General features: G+C 54.3%; 12 protein-coding genes and 2 pseudogenes. 4 read left to right on the top strand and 10 right to left on the bottom strand.

Annotated elements, in window-relative coordinates:
• The first annotated feature begins 107 nt into the window (after window positions 1–107).
• Both AB7E14_RS02740 and oqxB read left to right on the top strand, forming a co-directional pair.
• A complete protein-coding gene (locus AB7E14_RS02740; protein ID WP_044263763.1) occupies window positions 108–1,283 on the top strand; it encodes an efflux RND transporter periplasmic adaptor subunit in 1,176 nt (391 codons plus the stop codon).
• A gap of 24 nt (window positions 1,284–1,307) precedes the next feature.
• Window positions 1,308–4,463, top strand: coding sequence for a multidrug efflux RND transporter permease subunit OqxB (gene oqxB, locus AB7E14_RS02735; RefSeq protein WP_316961730.1), 3,156 nt, complete (start codon window positions 1,308–1,310; stop codon window positions 4,461–4,463).
• A 64-nt stretch (window positions 4,464–4,527) separates the two neighbouring features.
• On the opposite strand, the gene AB7E14_RS02730 is transcribed toward oqxB, so the two are convergent.
• On the bottom strand, window positions 4,528–5,007 hold the full coding sequence (locus tag AB7E14_RS02730; protein WP_043000464.1) for an RrF2 family transcriptional regulator: 480 nt from the start codon (window positions 5,005–5,007) through the stop codon (window positions 4,528–4,530).
• 886 nt (window positions 5,008–5,893) lie between these two features.
• Here AB7E14_RS02730 and AB7E14_RS02725 point away from each other — a divergent pair.
• Window positions 5,894–7,567 (top strand): methyl-accepting chemotaxis protein, encoded by a 1,674-nt coding sequence (locus AB7E14_RS02725; protein ID WP_044328840.1) that lies wholly within the window; start codon window positions 5,894–5,896, stop codon window positions 7,565–7,567.
• A gap of 98 nt (window positions 7,568–7,665) precedes the next feature.
• Here the strand turns inward: AB7E14_RS02725 and ychF are convergent, their stop codons facing one another.
• Together ychF and pth are read right to left on the bottom strand one after the other, a co-directional pair.
• Entirely contained in the window at window positions 7,666–8,757 is a 1,092-nt protein-coding gene (ychF, locus tag AB7E14_RS02720) for a redox-regulated ATPase YchF (protein ID WP_043000470.1), read from the bottom strand.
• Between the two features lie 116 nt (window positions 8,758–8,873).
• Entirely contained in the window at window positions 8,874–9,458 is a 585-nt protein-coding gene (gene pth / locus AB7E14_RS02715) for an aminoacyl-tRNA hydrolase (protein ID WP_043000471.1), read from the bottom strand.
• Window positions 9,459–9,732: 274 nt separating this feature from the next.
• Between pth and ychH the strand changes: the two genes are divergently transcribed.
• Window positions 9,733–10,011 (top strand): stress-induced protein YchH, encoded by a 279-nt coding sequence (ychH, locus tag AB7E14_RS02710; protein ID WP_012132144.1) that lies wholly within the window; start codon window positions 9,733–9,735, stop codon window positions 10,009–10,011.
• Between the two features lie 69 nt (window positions 10,012–10,080).
• Here ychH and AB7E14_RS02705 read toward each other — a convergent pair whose 3' ends face one another.
• From AB7E14_RS02705 to AB7E14_RS02675, 7 genes and pseudogenes are all read right to left on the bottom strand, one after another.
• Window positions 10,081–10,884 carry a cytochrome c1 gene (locus tag AB7E14_RS02705; protein ID WP_130097279.1) on the bottom strand — a complete coding sequence of 268 codons (804 nt, stop codon included), beginning with the start codon at window positions 10,882–10,884 and terminating at the stop codon, window positions 10,081–10,083.
• A gap of 5 nt (window positions 10,885–10,889) precedes the next feature.
• Window positions 10,890–12,028: pseudogene (locus AB7E14_RS02700) on the bottom strand (cytochrome b).
• 1 nt (window position 12,029) lies between these two features.
• Window positions 12,030–12,581, bottom strand: a complete 552-nt coding sequence (gene petA, locus AB7E14_RS02695; protein ID WP_216082254.1) for a ubiquinol-cytochrome c reductase iron-sulfur subunit — start codon at window positions 12,579–12,581, stop codon at window positions 12,030–12,032.
• A 14-nt stretch (window positions 12,582–12,595) separates the two neighbouring features.
• Window positions 12,596–13,036 carry a pseudoazurin gene (locus tag AB7E14_RS02690; protein ID WP_043000473.1) on the bottom strand — a complete coding sequence of 147 codons (441 nt, stop codon included), beginning with the start codon at window positions 13,034–13,036 and terminating at the stop codon, window positions 12,596–12,598.
• Between the two features lie 11 nt (window positions 13,037–13,047).
• The gene (locus tag AB7E14_RS02685) at window positions 13,048–13,863 is read right to left on the bottom strand and encodes an ABC transporter ATP-binding protein (protein WP_044327719.1); all 816 of its coding nucleotides are present in this window, start codon (window positions 13,861–13,863) and stop codon (window positions 13,048–13,050) included.
• Window positions 13,860–14,927, bottom strand: a complete 1,068-nt coding sequence (locus AB7E14_RS02680) for a FecCD family ABC transporter permease (protein ID WP_044327720.1) — start codon at window positions 14,925–14,927, stop codon at window positions 13,860–13,862. Before AB7E14_RS02680 ends, AB7E14_RS02685 begins: the two co-directional genes overlap by 4 nt.
• A 64-nt stretch (window positions 14,928–14,991) precedes the next feature.
• A pseudogene (locus AB7E14_RS02675) lies at window positions 14,992–15,372 on the bottom strand (ABC transporter substrate-binding protein); the annotation flags it as partial.

The raw sequence follows: 15,372 nt of genomic DNA, 5'->3' as shown, positions 1-15,372 counted from the left end.
GGCGATGAACGACACAAATGGCCTTAAGTCAGCTACCGGACAAAGGAGGTGGCGCGGCGTCTCCCGCAGCGTCTTGCCCGGCGGCTACCAATACCGGAATAAAAATAATGAGCCTGCAAAAAACCTGGGGTAACGTTTATCCGAGCGCGCTGGGGGCGATGTTGCTCTCTATGTTGCTTGTCGGATGTGATAACAGCGTCGCGCAAAACGCCGCGCCGCCTGCGCCCGCCGTCAGTGCTGCTGACGTGGTCGTAAAATCCATTAGCCAGTGGGATAGCTTTAACGGTCGGATTGAAGCGGTGGAGAGCGTCCAGCTACGCCCCCGCGTCTCTGGTTACATTGATAAAGTGAATTACACCGACGGTCAGGAAGTGAAAAAGGGCGAGGTGCTGTTCACGATTGATGACCGAACCTATCGCGCGGCGCTGGAACAGGCGCAGGCGAACCTGGCAAGAGCTAAAACGCAGGCAAGCCTGGCGCGAAGTGAGGCAAACCGCACCGATAAACTGGTCAACACGAATGTGGTATCCCGCGAAGAGTGGGAGCAGCGCCGTTCGGCTGCCACCCAGGCGCAAGCCGATATTCGCGCTGCCCAGGCGGCGGTTGACGCCGCGCAGCTGAATCTGGACTTCACCAAAGTCACCGCGCCTATTGACGGTCGCGCCAGCCGGGCGCTGATCACCAGCGGGAACCTGGTGACTGCGGGCGACAGCGCCAGCGTCCTCACCACGGTGGTCTCGCAGAAGACGGTTTACGTCTATTTTGACGTGGACGAGTCAACCTATCTCCACTATCAAAATCTGGCCCGCAGCGGGCAGGGGGCATCCAGCCATCACACGGCGCTGCCGGTTGAGATTGGCCTGACGGGCGAGGAGGGCTATCCCCATCAGGGCAAAGTGGACTTCCTGGATAACCAGCTGACGCCGAGTACCGGCACCATCCGTATGCGCGCGCTGCTGGATAACGCGCAGCGTCAGTTCACACCGGGACTTTTTGCCCGCGTACGCCTGCCGGGTAGCGCGGAATTCAAAGCCACGCTGATTGACGACAAAGCGGTGCTGACCGATCAGGATCGTAAGTACGTGTATATCGTGGATAAAGAGGGTAAAGCACAGCGTCGTGATATTACGCCGGGGCGTCTCGCCGCCGGCTTACGCATCGTGCAGCAGGGACTGAACCCTGGCGACAGAGTCATCGTCGAGGGCTTACAAAAAGTGTTTATGCCGGGGATGCCGGTTAACGCCAAAACCGTTGCCATGACCGCCAGCAGCGCCCTCAACTGATCCCTTGACCTGAGAATCCAACCCATGGACTTTTCCCGCTTTTTCATCGACAGGCCGATTTTTGCCGCCGTCCTGTCGATTCTGATTTTTATCACCGGGTTAATCGCCATCCCGCTGCTGCCGGTGAGCGAATATCCTGACGTCGTGCCGCCAAGCGTGCAGGTGCGCGCGGAGTACCCCGGCGCCAACCCGAAAGTGATTGCCGAGACCGTGGCGACGCCGCTGGAAGAGGCGATTAACGGCGTTGAGAACATGATGTACATGAAGTCCGTCGCGGGCTCCGACGGCGTGCTGGTGACCACCGTCACCTTCCGTCCGGGAACCGACCCGGATCAGGCGCAGGTGCAGGTGCAAAACCGCGTCGCGCAGGCCGAAGCGCGTCTGCCGGAAGACGTGCGGCGTTTGGGCATTACCACCCAGAAACAGTCCCCGACGCTGACGCTGGTGGTGCATCTGTTTTCGCCCAACGGTAAGTACGACTCCCTGTATATGCGTAACTACGCCACGCTGAAGGTGAAGGACGAGCTGGCGCGCCTGCCAGGCGTCGGCCAGATCCAGATTTTCGGCTCGGGCGAGTACGCGATGCGCGTCTGGCTGGATCCCAACAAGGTGGCGGCGCGCGGGCTGACCGCGTCGGACGTGGTGACGGCGATGCAGGAGCAGAACGTTCAGGTGTCCGCCGGGCAGCTTGGTGCCGAGCCGCTGCCGAAAGAGAGCGATTTCCTGATCTCCATTAACGCCCAGGGCCGTCTGCATACCGAAGAAGAGTTTGGCAATATTGTCCTGAAAACGACGCAGGACGGTACGGTCGTCCGCCTGCGCGACGTGGCGCGTATCGAAATGGGGTCCGGCAGCTATGCGTTGCGTTCTCAGCTGAACAATAAAGACGCGGTCGGGATTGGTATCTTCCAGTCGCCGGGGGCGAACGCCATTGATTTGTCTAACGCGGTGCGCGCGAAAATGGACGAACTGTCCACGCGCTTCCCGGCGGACATGAAGTGGGCGGCGCCTTACGATCCGACCGTTTTCGTGCGCGACTCCATCCGTGCGGTCGTGCAAACGCTGCTGGAGGCGGTGGTGCTGGTAGTGCTGGTGGTGATCCTGTTCCTGCAAACCTGGCGCGCGTCGATCATTCCGCTGATCGCGGTGCCGGTTTCGGTGGTGGGTACTTTCAGCATTCTCTACCTGCTGGGCTTCTCGCTGAATACCCTGAGTTTGTTCGGGCTGGTGCTGGCCATTGGTATCGTGGTGGACGACGCCATCGTGGTGGTGGAAAACGTCGAGCGAAACATTGAAGAGGGGCTTGCGCCGCTTGCGGCGGCGCATCAGGCGATGCGCGAAGTGTCCGGGCCGATCATCGCGATTGCGCTGGTGCTGTGCGCGGTGTTTGTGCCGATGGCGTTTCTCTCGGGCGTTACCGGGCAGTTCTACAAGCAGTTTGCGGTGACGATCGCGATTTCCACGGTCATCTCTGCCATTAACTCGCTGACGCTCTCTCCGGCACTGGCGGCACTGCTGTTAAAACCGCACGGCGCGCCGAAAGATTTCCCGACCCGGCTAATCGATCGTCTGTTCGGCTGGATTTTCCGTCCGTTTAACCGCTTTTTCCACCGCAGTTCAAACGGCTATCAGGGGCTGGTGGGCAAAACGCTGGGACGGCGCGGCGCGGTATTTGCGGTGTATCTGCTGCTGCTTTGTGCCGCAGGCGTCATGTTTAAAGCGGTGCCCGGCGGGTTTATCCCGACGCAGGATAAGCTGTATCTGATTGGCGGCGTGAAAATGCCGGAAGGTTCGTCGCTGGCGCGCACCGACGCGGTGATCCGCAAAATGAGCGAAATCGGGATGAATACCGAAGGCGTGGACTACGCGGTGGCGTTCCCGGGGCTGAACGCGCTGCAGTTCACCAACACGCCGAATACCGGGACGGTCTTCTTCGGCCTGAAGCCGTTCGATCAGCGTAAACATTCCGCGGCGGAAATTAACGCGGAGATCAACGCGAAAATTGCGCAAATTCAGGAAGGTTTTGGCTTCTCCATTCTGCCGCCGCCGATATTAGGGTTGGGGCAGGGCTCCGGGTATTCGCTGTATATCCAGGATCGCGCAGGTCTGGGTTATGGCGCGCTGCAAAACGCGGTGAATACCATGTCCGGGGCGATTATGCAGACGCCGGGAATGCATTTTCCGATCTCAACTTATCAGGCTAACGTTCCGCAGCTGGATGTACAGGTCGATCGTGATAAGGCGAAAGCGCAGGGCGTGTTGCTGACCGACCTTTTCGGTACGCTGCAAACCTATCTGGGCTCGTCGTACGTGAATGACTTCAACCAGTTTGGCCGTACCTGGCGCGTGATGGCGCAGGCTGACGGGCAGTTCCGCGACAGCGTGGAAGACATAGCCAATTTACGCACCCGTAATAGCCAGGGCGAAATGGTGCCAATTGGCAGTATGGTGAAAATCACGACCACCTACGGGCCGGATCCGGTAATCCGCTACAACGGCTACCCGGCGGCGGATCTGATTGGCGATGCCGACCCGCGCGTGCTCTCGTCTGCGCAGGCGATGACGCAGCTGGACGCGATGTCTAAGCAGATCCTGCCGAACGGGATGAACATTGAATGGACGGATCTGAGCTTCCAGCAGGCCACCCAGGGCAACACGGCGCTGATCGTCTTCCCGGTCGCGGTGCTGCTGGCGTTCCTGGTCCTGGCGGCGCTGTATGAAAGCTGGACGCTGCCGCTGGCGGTGATCCTTATCGTCCCGATGACCATGCTCTCCGCGCTGTTTGGCGTCTGGCTGACCGGTGGCGATAACAACGTGTTCGTGCAGGTGGGGCTGGTGGTGCTGATGGGGCTGGCCTGTAAAAACGCGATTCTTATCGTGGAGTTTGCCCGCGAGCTGGAAATTCAGGGCAAAGGCATTATGGAAGCCGCGCTGGAAGCGTGCCGCCTGCGTTTACGCCCGATTGTGATGACCTCTATCGCCTTTATTGCCGGGACCATTCCGCTGATCCTTGGCCATGGCGCGGGCGCAGAAGTGCGCGGCGTCACCGGTATCACGGTATTTTCCGGCATGTTGGGGGTGACGTTGTTTGGTCTGTTCCTGACACCGGTGTTTTACGTGACGCTGCGAAAGTTCGTTACGCGCGGTAAACCGATAAGGGATGTTTTGCCGGTTTCTTAAAGAATTGCACATAACAAAAAACCGCCTTCACCGTTTAGGCGGTTTTTTTTCAGTCAGGAAATAACTAATGCGCTTTTTTAGACTGGGTATCAATCTCAGGGACCGGATCGCACCCGCTGGTATCGGCTTTTTTGACCTCCTCCAGCGCGCTTGCCACGGTATGGCGAGCTAATACCTCTAACGAAGCTTGCTCCGCTTCATCGGCGATAGATTTGAAGTACCAGCAAGCGTTGGCGCTGACCACGCAGCGAGCCGGTACGTCAGGACGCGATGCCCATAGCTTTTTATCTTCAATAACAGAAAGGTAGATATCACGCAGGGTGATCTCTTCCGCCGGGCGACCAAGATGAATAGAACCGTTGCGGCCAAGCGTTGAGACGATGATACCGTCACGCGTGAGCGGAACCATTAATTTGCGAATAAAGCTCGGATTTGCTTCCAGACCATAGGCCAGAATTGCACTTGTCGAACGTTCACCCGATTGCTCCGCCATCGCTACGCTGAGAACCATCTGCAAAGCTGTCGGGAAGCGGTAATCTAACATTTTATTGTCCTGGGTTGCGGTGAATCTTGTTCTTTTTGGCACCGCGGAGGTGGATAATCAGTAAGCATCAATATAACAAAAACGGTAATTTTTTTGAAGCAGTCAACATTTGACCTGACATGCCAGACGAACAGCCTGGGATCTCAGTCCAGAGAATCAGACACTGAAACGATGTTATCAAACCAAAGGATTGAAACCCTGTTTTACACATTGTTATAAACCCAGGTGACGTCAAATAATTCTGTGCTGAACGTGGTTTGTATTCGTTATAGCCATACTCATATTTAGTGGTGAGTTTCATTGCCTGACAATATCGCCGAATCCGTGTTCACTTATAACACCAAATGTACGCTATACGTAGGGGGACAAAATATCATCAATTCAGGTCTGTGGAGTAAAAATATCAGTCTATCCTTTCTGAAACTTTCAATGGATTAAAGCCTGTCGTTTAATAATAGTGGTGATTTCTTTTTATCGGCCCACGTTAGTATCAATGTTAACTATTTTTCATGCAATTAATGGAAGTGGGTTGAGGGGGTATCTTTAGATTAATATGGAATCGGTTGTTGTTTTTTTATTCTTTTGTTTCCGGTATGAAATTATGCGATAAAAATTGAGTTGTCTTTTTCAATTAAAAAACAACATGATACGGTTTATTTTACACGCGATTTCCTGTCTCGTTTCACAATGTCAATGTTTTTCTAAGAGAATGGTTACGTTAAAGTCCTCTCCCTTTCTGCCGATAGATACGCTGGCACATGTTTAAAACATGATCAATTTCAATATGTTAGCTTGACTCCGCCCTTAAGTCGAACGCTCCCGGCATTGTTCTGGTTTTTTCAACGGGTGGCAGGGAAAAGGTGACTTTTTTTGTATGAGATAGCAAATGAAAATAAATGATTTTGGTGTTGGTACCCGAATGGGAGTTGGCTTCAGTATTGTTCTCACCCTTGTCGTTATTATGGCTGTAACGGGGATCGTTAAATTAAATGGCATATTGAAAGAAACCCATGCTATTACGGACAGGTTGCTGGTGCTGGAGCGACTCACGGGGGCGTGGGGGGCGGCAATTGACTATAATGGTGCGATGGGGCTATCTGTACTGACTTCCTCTGATGATGGAATTAAAAAATTTGCCCAGTCAAAGATGAAGGTAATGTCAGAGCGGGTGAGTGCCATTCAGAAGGAACTGGCAGAATTAATTGTCTCTGATACGGGTAAGTCACTCCTGGCGACCGTGGGAGATAAAAGAAAGCTGTACATCGATATCCGCAATGAGGCGATTCGCATCAGTGAACAAGGGAATGGTGATGCCACCAATGCATTTATTCGCCAGAAACTCATTCCCGCCATGGAGGTCTATTCCGGCAGCGTAAAAGCACTGGAAAATTACGATAAAGCACAAATTGATGAAGCCAGTGGGTCCATTCAGGAGAATGGCTCGGCGGCAATTCAGGCTCTGATTGTTCTTGGCGTCATCGCTATTGTCGTCGGCAGTCTGTTAGCGTGGTTTATCACACGTGGGATAACTCGCCCATTGCTGTCAGCCGTTAATGTGGCTCGGGAAGTGGCGTCCGGTAATCTGGGTATCGACGTAAAAGTGGAATCCCGAGACCAGCCTGGACAACTGATGCTCTCCCTGAGGGAAATGACAGAGAGTCTGCGTAATACGGTACGCAAGGTTCGTGAAGGGGCCGACAGCATCGCGTTAGCCGCGGCTGAAATTAATAGTGGTAACACCGATCTGGCCTCTCGCACGGAAGAGCAAGCGGCAGGGGTAGAAGAGACTGCCTCGACGCTGGAAGAGCTGACGGCAACTATTAACAATACTGCAGCAAACACGGCGCAGGCGCATCGTTACGTGAGTGAGACAGCCTCTGTCGTGAAACAGAATGGCGCCGTTATGAGTGAAGTGTCTTCCCGGATGCAGGAAATTTACGATTCCTCATCAAAAATGGCGGACATCATCCAGGTTATTGATGGTATAGCCTTCCAGACCAATATTCTGGCGCTGAATGCAGCAGTAGAAGCTGCGCGAGCGGGTGAATCCGGACGTGGTTTTGCTGTGGTGGCTGGAGAAGTCCGAACACTGGCACAACGCAGTGCGTCAGCTGCCCGTGAAATTAAGGAATTGATCGATGATTCTGTCTCCCGTATTGCCTCTGGCCGCAATCTGGTTGAAAAAGCAGATGCTGGCATGATGGGAATTGTTTCCAACGTCCAGAACATGACTCAACTGATTGAGGAAATCGCACAAGCGAGTCGGGAGCAGAGTGATGGGATTGCCCAAATCAACAGTGCGATGGGACAGATTGATACCACCACACAGCAAAATGCCGCGCTCGTTGAAGAGTCAGCTGCAGCTGCCTCTTCAATGCAGGAGCAGTCTCGTGTACTCCAGGATATGGTGAGCGTGTTCAGTCTGAATGAGGAAGGAATACAAGCCGCACACATGACCTCAGAAAAACGTGTTAGTCGCCAGAGGGAGAGGAATAATGGCGAAAAATACGTGGTGTCCAAAAAGATAGCTTCAGAAACAGACAACTGGGAAACGTTCTGAGCACCCTAATACGAAAAATCCACGCAATTGCGTGGATTTTATAGTTTTTTGTGATTCTCATGAGATTCAGCGAAATCTCATGAGACAACAGAAACCAATTAGACGTTGAACAGGAAGTTCATCACATCGCCATCTTTAACGATGTAATCTTTCCCTTCAGCACGCATTTTACCGGCTTCTTTCGCGCCTTGTTCACCTTTGTAGGTGATGAAGTCGTCAAACGCGATCGTCTGTGCGCGGATAAAGCCTTTCTCGAAATCGGTATGGATTTTACCTGCCGCCTGCGGTGCGGTGGCGCCGACAGGAATGGTCCATGCACGCACTTCCTTCACACCAGCAGTGAAGTAGGTCTGCAGGTTCAGCAGCTTGTAACCAGCACGGATCACGCGGTTCAGGCCCGGTTCTTCCAGCCCCAGTTCCTGCATGAACTCGTCGCGCTCGTCATCGTCGAGTTCAGCGATGTCCGCTTCAACGGCGGCGCACACCGGAACCACGACGGAACCTTCCTTCGCGGCAATTTCACGTACCTGATCGAGATACGGGTTGTTTTCGAAACCGTCTTCGTTCACGTTGGCGATATACATGGTCGGCTTCAGCGTCAGGAAGCTCAGGTAGCGGATCGCAGCTTTATCTTCGTCAGTCAGATCCAGAGAACGCAGCATGCCAGCTTCAGAGAGTTGCGGCAGGCATTTTTCCAGCGCGGCCAGCTCGGCTTTTGCGTCTTTATCGCCGCCTTTGGCTTTCTTCTGTACGCGGTGAATAGCGCGTTCGCAGGTATCGAGATCCGCCAGCGCCAGCTCGGTGTTGATCACGTCAATATCTTCCGCCGGGTTCACTTTGCCCGAAACGTGAATAATGTTGTCGTTTTCAAAGCAGCGCACCACGTGGCCAATCGCTTCGGTTTCACGAATGTTGGTCAGGAACTGGTTACCCAGACCTTCACCTTTGGACGCGCCTTTTACCAGACCGGCAATATCAACAAATTCCATTGTGGTCGGCAGGATACGTTGCGGTTTAACGATCTCAGCCAGCTGCTCCAGACGCGGGTCGGGCATCGGCACGACGCCGGTATTCGGCTCAATCGTACAGAATGGGAAGTTTGCCGCTTCAATACCGGCTTTGGTCAGCGCGTTGAACAGGGTAGATTTCCCGACGTTGGGCAAACCGACGATACCGCATTTGAATCCCATGATTTAAATCACCTTAATATCTTAATAATCAACCTGTTGTAGAAAACAGATTGTAGAAATGGAAATAACTTTGCCTATTATACACAGCGTACGGCAAAAATGCCGCACATCACTGCTTATTGCGCTTTAAAGGCGTGCAATCGATTCGTTGCTTTGGTCAAACCGTCTTTGAACCATACCTCAGTGCAACGCGCCGCTTCGTCAATCGCGTCATCAATTAACTTCTGTTCTGAAACAGGCGGTTTGCCTAATACAAAGCCGACAACTTTATTTTTATCGCCCGGATGACCGATTCCGACACGTAAGCGATGAAAGTTAGGGTTATTGCCGAGCTTGCTGATAATGTCTTTCAGCCCGTTGTGTCCGCCATGACCTCCGCCGAGTTTAAATTTTGCCACGCCAGGGGGAAGATCCAGTTCATCGTGGGCCACTAAAATTTCGTCGGGATTGATGCGATAAAAACTCGCCATTGCGCCGACCGCTTTGCCGCTCAGATTCATAAACGTGGTGGGAACTAATAAACGGACATCTTCACCTTCCAGACTGACTCTGGAGGTGTAGCCAAAGAATTTCGGCTCTTCGCGCAGAGGAGCACGCAACCGCTCTGCCAGTAAATCGACGTACCATGCGCCCGCATTATGTCGGGTGGCTGCATATTCAGCGCCGGGGTTCGCCAGGCCGACAATCAGTTTAATCGTCACGTTTTTATCCTGAGTGTTTCAATAACTGGCGCGTAGTTTACTGTCTGTCGCCCCGCTTGACAAAGCACCGTGTCACTTTACCCGGAAACTGAATAATTGCCTGTATTGATTATTGGAAAGTCAAGGTGTTCAGAGGCTTATTTGTAAAGATTTGTTGAATAATGGGGTGTAATTGTGATCGCAGGCGCACTACCAAAGTGGTGTGTTGTCTATACTTTACACATATGGATTAGGGGTATTCCCTGAAGCAACCCAAAAGTTCCGGAGGTGACACATGAAACGCAAAAACGCTTCGTTACTCGGTAATGTGCTCATGGGTTTGGGGTTAGTGGTTATGGTGGTTGGTGTGGGTTACTCCATTTTAAACCAGTTGCCGCAATTTAACCTGCCGCAATTTTTCGCACATGGTGCAGTGCTCAGTATCTTCGTCGGCGCCATTTTGTGGCTGGCGGGTGCCCGCGTAGGGGGGCATGAACAAGTCAGCGACCGCTACTGGTGGGTGCGCCATTACGACAAACGTTGCCGCCGTAACGATAATCGTCGTCACAGTTAACGTTCCCTGCAAGATAATGACCAGCCAGCATCAGGCTGACTGGTCACGGTTTGCGATTTCTTTCTCGCGTTATTGTTGTGCGCCTCTTTTCATCCGCAGCATCATCCATAATAACGCCAGCATGATGGCGAGATACCCCATGACGTACATTCCCTGATGTTTTCTCGCCGTCAGGTCGGGATCGGCCGCCCAGGTCAGAAAGGCGGTGACATCCCGTGCGTACTGTTCTTCAGTTTGCGCGACATGCGATTCTGACTGCCATTCGATTTCGCCGTCCGCCAGCGGTTTTGGCATGTTAATCACCCCACCAGGATAATAACGATTCGCCTTCAGTTCTGGGTCATCAGGCAGATAACCGGTTAAGAGTGCGAAGAGGTAATCCGCGCCTTGCTCAGTGTAGGGAATAAACGCGTCCAGCAGAAATTGCGGAAAGCCGCGATCGTAGGTTCGGGCGCGAACGATATAACTTAAATCCACGGGCAGGGCGCCGTTATTCAGGTGTCTCGCTTCCTGATCGTTGAGATAAGGCGAAATAAAGCTGTCGTTCAGGGTGCCGTCCCGCTCACCGGGTTGACCGTCATCCTGAATAATCGGAAAGACATAGCCGCTGGCGAGATTTTTCGCGTCTTCTGTCGTTAGTTCCGGGCCGCCGGGTTTGGTCAGCGTGCGAAACGTCAGGTATTTCATGCCGTGACAGGCCCGACACTTCTCTTCATAGACCTGCAAACCGCGTCGCAATTGCGCCTTATCATATTCTCCGGAGAGACCGCTGAAGCTCCACTCCTGGCGCGTGGGAACAGGCTCTTGCGCGAATGTGGGGCTCATCGCGCAGAGTACCACCCACAGCATGCTGCATCTGAGTAATTGTCTCATCATCTTCAGTCCTGCTTTTCCAGAAAACGACGACAGGGCAGCACCAGTAAAAACCAGGCGAAATAGCCGATTGTCGACAGTTGCGAGACCGGCGGATCCATCCCTCTTCATTACGAATGCCCTCCGTCAGATCGGGGCCAACCAGGGCTTTTGATCCCAGCCACCCCAGAAAACAGACGTTCAGCACCCACAGCCAGAAACCCCATTTCATCCATTTGCTGTAGTGACGAAAACGTGCGCGGGAGGTATCCAGCCACGGCAGAAAATAGAAGATCAGCACCGCGCCGCACATCGCCACCAGCCCGACGAGTTCGTTCGGGAAGCAGCGCAGAATGGAAAAGAAGGGGAGAAAGTACCACTCCGGGGCAACAATCGCTGGAGTCACCGTGGGATCCGCCGGGATGAAGTTATCCGCGCTGCTCAGATAGTGCGGCGCGAAGAACAAAAACCAGGTGAACAGCATCAGGAATAACGTGATTTTAATAGCATCTGCATCCGTGATTCGGTAATCGAAGAGCAGACGACGAGACGCTTTCTCACTGAAGGCCCGTTTCATCGCGTGAGCAAAGGCCGACTGTACCGTACGGACGTGGAAAATCGTCATCACCACGACCACAAAGGGAAGAATAAAGTGCAGGACGTAAAAGCGCCCAAGCGTAGGGGTGCCAGGCGCATAGCCGCCTACCAGCAAGGTATACAACCCGTCGCCCACTACCGGAATAGCGCGGGCGAAACTGGCGATCACCGTCGCTGCCCAGTAGCTCTTTTGCCCCCAAATCAGGCTGTAGCCAAGAAACGCGGTGATCATCAGCAACACGTACAACGTGACGCTAACCATCCACATCGTCACATACGGTCTGCGGTAGACGCTGTAATACATGCCACGGAAAATATGCAAATAGCAGGCAAAGAAAAACAGCGATGCGCCGATGGCGTGCATATTGCGCAGCAACTCTCCGTGACTGACCGCGCGCATGATGTGGATGATGGAATCAAACGCCAGCGATGTCGTCGGGACGTAAAACATCGCCAGCACGATACCGGTCAGGATCTGTATTCCCAGCATCACCAGCAGGATCGCACCAACTGCAAACAGCCATACACCGGCGATGGAGCGCGGGAAAGGAATGCGCCAGCGGATCATCTCACACGTCCTTAGCGCCTATACGCACGGTCAGACCATCAGGATGAAAGGCAAACTCAGGAACGGCCAGGTTAGTGGTTGCGGGTCCGCGGGTGACCCGTCCGGACGTATCAAACTCCGAACCGTGACACGGGCAAATCCAGCCCTGTCCACCGGGTCTGGTATTGGGAACACAGCCGGCATGCGGACAATACCCCTGAACAACCAGCCACTGCGGATAGTCAGACGCGACCCGTTCGCTGTCCGATTGCGGATCGACAAGCGCGCTGTGGTCACCCGTGCGGGCCGCGACGATCTCTTCCGGCGTGCGATGATGGATGAGGATCAGCTTCCCTTGCCAGATGCGTCTGAGGGTTTGTCCTGCGGCGATCCCCGCCAGCGAGACGTCTATCGGCTCATTTTCTCCGCGCGTTGTTTCGTCCGGCCCTAATGCGGAAATTAACGGCCAGACGGCGGCGGTCACTCCCGCTGCGCCAACAAATTTTGTCAATTTGCACAGGCAGTTGCGTCGTTGCTGCTGAATGTCTTTATCCGGCTGTTTGTTCTCCACCACCACAGCGCTCTCCCTTACTGTTTATCAATACGCGAATAGATATCCTGAAAGCGTTTATTGGCGATCCCGGGGGCCGTAAACGCGCGATAGCTGTCCGGCAGGGTGGCGTTGCCGACTTTAATCAGCATGACCATCCCTTGCGCATAATGCGGGGTGCATTTAATGCCGTAGAAGCCCGCGTTGTCATACTTCACTGCGATCTCCTCATCGATTTTGCCGATAAATCCCGGGTAGCCCGCAGGTGATAGTTCAGCAATCGAGGCTGCGTTGTGACTCTTATGTTTGCGGATAAATTTCACCGTATCGCCAGGCTGAATCTCCAGGTAGTCTGGCTCATAGACCATGGGGCCTGCTGAACCGCGATTCTTCATCAGTACTTCGTGGGTTTGTGCGAAGGCAGAGGCGGTGAGGACCAGCAAACACAATACGTTCAGGCTCTTTTTCAGAGAATTCATGGGGGGCTTCCTTAGGCTTCTTCAGGTCTTTGATAACGAATAAAACAGTTCGCACCATGGCGATCGCGCTCGACGATGGCGTCAATGCCAAACCAGGCGCGGAGATTCTCGCGGGTGAAAATGGCGCAGGGACGGCCCTGCATTTCCAGACGACCGGCGTTCATCACGATGATGCGATCGCAGAACATGGCCGCATGATTGAGATCGTGGAGAGCGGCGACAACCGTCAGTTTTTCGCGTTTCACCAGACTGAGAAGGCCAATCTGATGTTGAATGTCGAGGTGATTAGTGGGCTCGTCCATCAGTAGCAGTCGTGGCTGCTGAGCGAGCGCGCGGGCAATATGCAGGCGTTGTTTTTCGCCGCCGGAAAAGGTGTGCCAGCAGCGATGGCGAAGATGCTGAAGATCGACTTTCTCCAGCATGGTCTGGACGATATCGTCATCGTTGTCCGACCACGGATTCAGTAGGCTCAGCCACGGGGTTCGCCCCAGCGAGACGGCCTGTATCGCGGTCAGGCGTTCACTGGTTTCTGCCTGCTGCTCAACCAGCGCGACCTGCTGCGCCAGTTGACGACGTGAATAGCGATGCAGCGCTTTTTGCTGCAACAGGATGTGACCGGCGGTGGGCTTCAGCAGACCGGCCAGCAATGAAATCAGCGACGTTTTCCCGGAACCATTGGGGCCGATAATGCCGACAAACTCACCCGGCGCCACGCTGAGTGAGACGTCATTGACGATCACTTTGCCTTTCACCTGCCAGTGCAGACTTTTCGCCTGAATTATTGCCTCGCGGGTGGCAACCGGAGTCGGTACAGGATTGACGGTCATTTGGACGGGTTTCCTCTGATCAGGATGATGGAAAACGCGGGCGCACCGACCAGGGCCGTAATAACGCCGATAGGCAGAACTTGTCCGGGGAGAAGCGTGCGGGAGATAACATCGGCGACGATCAGGAAAATGGCGCCGATCAGCGCGCTGACAGGCAGCAAACGATGGTGCTGATGGCCTACCAGCAGACGGGCGGCGTGAGGGATCACCAGTCCCACAAAGCCAATTGCGCCGACGATGGAGACCATAATGGCCGTCATACCCGTTACGGCGGCAATCAGCACGCCACGTGTGCGTTTTACCGGAATCCCCAGTGAGGCAGCAGACTCCGCGCCAAAAGAGAAGGCATCCAGATGGCGGGCATAACAGAAGCATATCGCAACGCCAACTAACGCTGTGGGGATCGCCAGTACCACATCCGGCCAGCGGACGCCGCTCAGATTCCCGAGTAACCAGAACATAATGCCGCGTGCCTGTTCCGCGTTAGCTGAACGGGTGATGATCAGCGAGGTCAGCGCATTGAATAACTGGGAACTGGCAATCCCGGCGAGAATGATTTGCGTCGTCACCCCACCGCCTTGTCTGCCGCCTGCCGCTACCGCCAGAAGGGCCACAAACAAAAAGGCAGTCAGGGCACCGACAAATGCGCCGAACGACATGCTGATCATCCCGGCGCCCAGTCCGGTCAGCGCAACCAGCACCGCACCGGTTGATGCGCCTGCGGAAATGCCCAGCAGATACGGCTCGGCAAGCGCATTGCGCAGTAACGATTGTAAAACTACGCCCGACACGGCCAGGCTGGCGCCACAACTGGCGGAGACCAGCGCACGGGTCAGGCGATAGTTCCAGACAATCCCGGCATCCAGCGCATCAACCGGATAATCGGTATCAAACAGATGGTTTGCCAGAGTGTTGAATACGTGCTGCCAGGGAATAAACGTCTCGCCAATGGCGATCCCTGCCAGCAGGACGCCACACATCAGCACGCTAACCCAGAGGGCGTGGCCGCAAACATTGACCGCCAGCCGACTAACGGCGTGACGCGTCCTGCGTAAATCGCTCATAGTAACCTGCGTTTGGAGTGCATAACACGCGCCGGCCCCGTCAGGAACTGGCGCGAAACGAGGGTTAATGCGCGGCTTGTGGATGCGCTAAACCATACTCAACCAGGGCGTCAGCCAGTTTTTCAACACCGTCAATCGTTCTGATTCCGGCGTTCATGGTCTGTACATCAATCACTGGTAAATGATCGGCTTTTACGGCGGGGATCAACTGGGTGACCGGGTCGGATTTCAAATAATCCATTTTCACCTGCCAGTCATCGGCCGGGAAACGTCGACGACTCAGTTCCCCCAGCACAATCACTGTCGGTTGGGCTTTGGCGATGGTTTCCCAACCGACCGTTGGCCACACCACTGCGGAATCAATGACGATTTTGATACACTGGGTATGCGCAATCCAGGCAGAAGCCCCTAATTTCCCGGCGACAGAAGGATCCAGTTGCAGGTC

The organism is Citrobacter sp. (assembly GCF_050252275.1).
Lineage (GTDB): Bacteria > Pseudomonadota > Gammaproteobacteria > Enterobacterales > Enterobacteriaceae > Citrobacter_A > Citrobacter_A amalonaticus.
This window is presented reverse-complemented; position numbering and strand designations above follow the sequence as displayed.

What these genes read in the sequence shown, in the direction of transcription:
- AB7E14_RS02740 (WP_044263763.1), top strand. Translation starts at nt 108, where the DNA reads ATGAGCCTGCAAAAAACCTGGGGTAACGTTTATCCGAGCGCGCTGGGG.
- oqxB (WP_316961730.1), top strand. Translation starts at nt 1,308, where the DNA reads ATGGACTTTTCCCGCTTTTTCATCGACAGGCCGATTTTTGCCGCCGTC.
- AB7E14_RS02730 (WP_043000464.1), bottom strand. Translation starts at nt 5,007, where the DNA reads ATGTTAGATTACCGCTTCCCGACAGCTTTGCAGATGGTTCTCAGCGTA.
- AB7E14_RS02725 (WP_044328840.1), top strand. Translation starts at nt 5,894, where the DNA reads ATGAAAATAAATGATTTTGGTGTTGGTACCCGAATGGGAGTTGGCTTC.
- ychF (WP_043000470.1), bottom strand. Translation starts at nt 8,757, where the DNA reads ATGGGATTCAAATGCGGTATCGTCGGTTTGCCCAACGTCGGGAAATCT.
- ychH (WP_012132144.1), top strand. Translation starts at nt 9,733, where the DNA reads ATGAAACGCAAAAACGCTTCGTTACTCGGTAATGTGCTCATGGGTTTG.
- AB7E14_RS02705 (WP_130097279.1), bottom strand. Translation starts at nt 10,884, where the DNA reads ATGAGACAATTACTCAGATGCAGCATGCTGTGGGTGGTACTCTGCGCG.
- AB7E14_RS02690 (WP_043000473.1), bottom strand. Translation starts at nt 13,036, where the DNA reads ATGAATTCTCTGAAAAAGAGCCTGAACGTATTGTGTTTGCTGGTCCTC.
- AB7E14_RS02685 (WP_044327719.1), bottom strand. Translation starts at nt 13,863, where the DNA reads ATGACCGTCAATCCTGTACCGACTCCGGTTGCCACCCGCGAGGCAATA.
- AB7E14_RS02680 (WP_044327720.1), bottom strand. Translation starts at nt 14,927, where the DNA reads ATGAGCGATTTACGCAGGACGCGTCACGCCGTTAGTCGGCTGGCGGTC.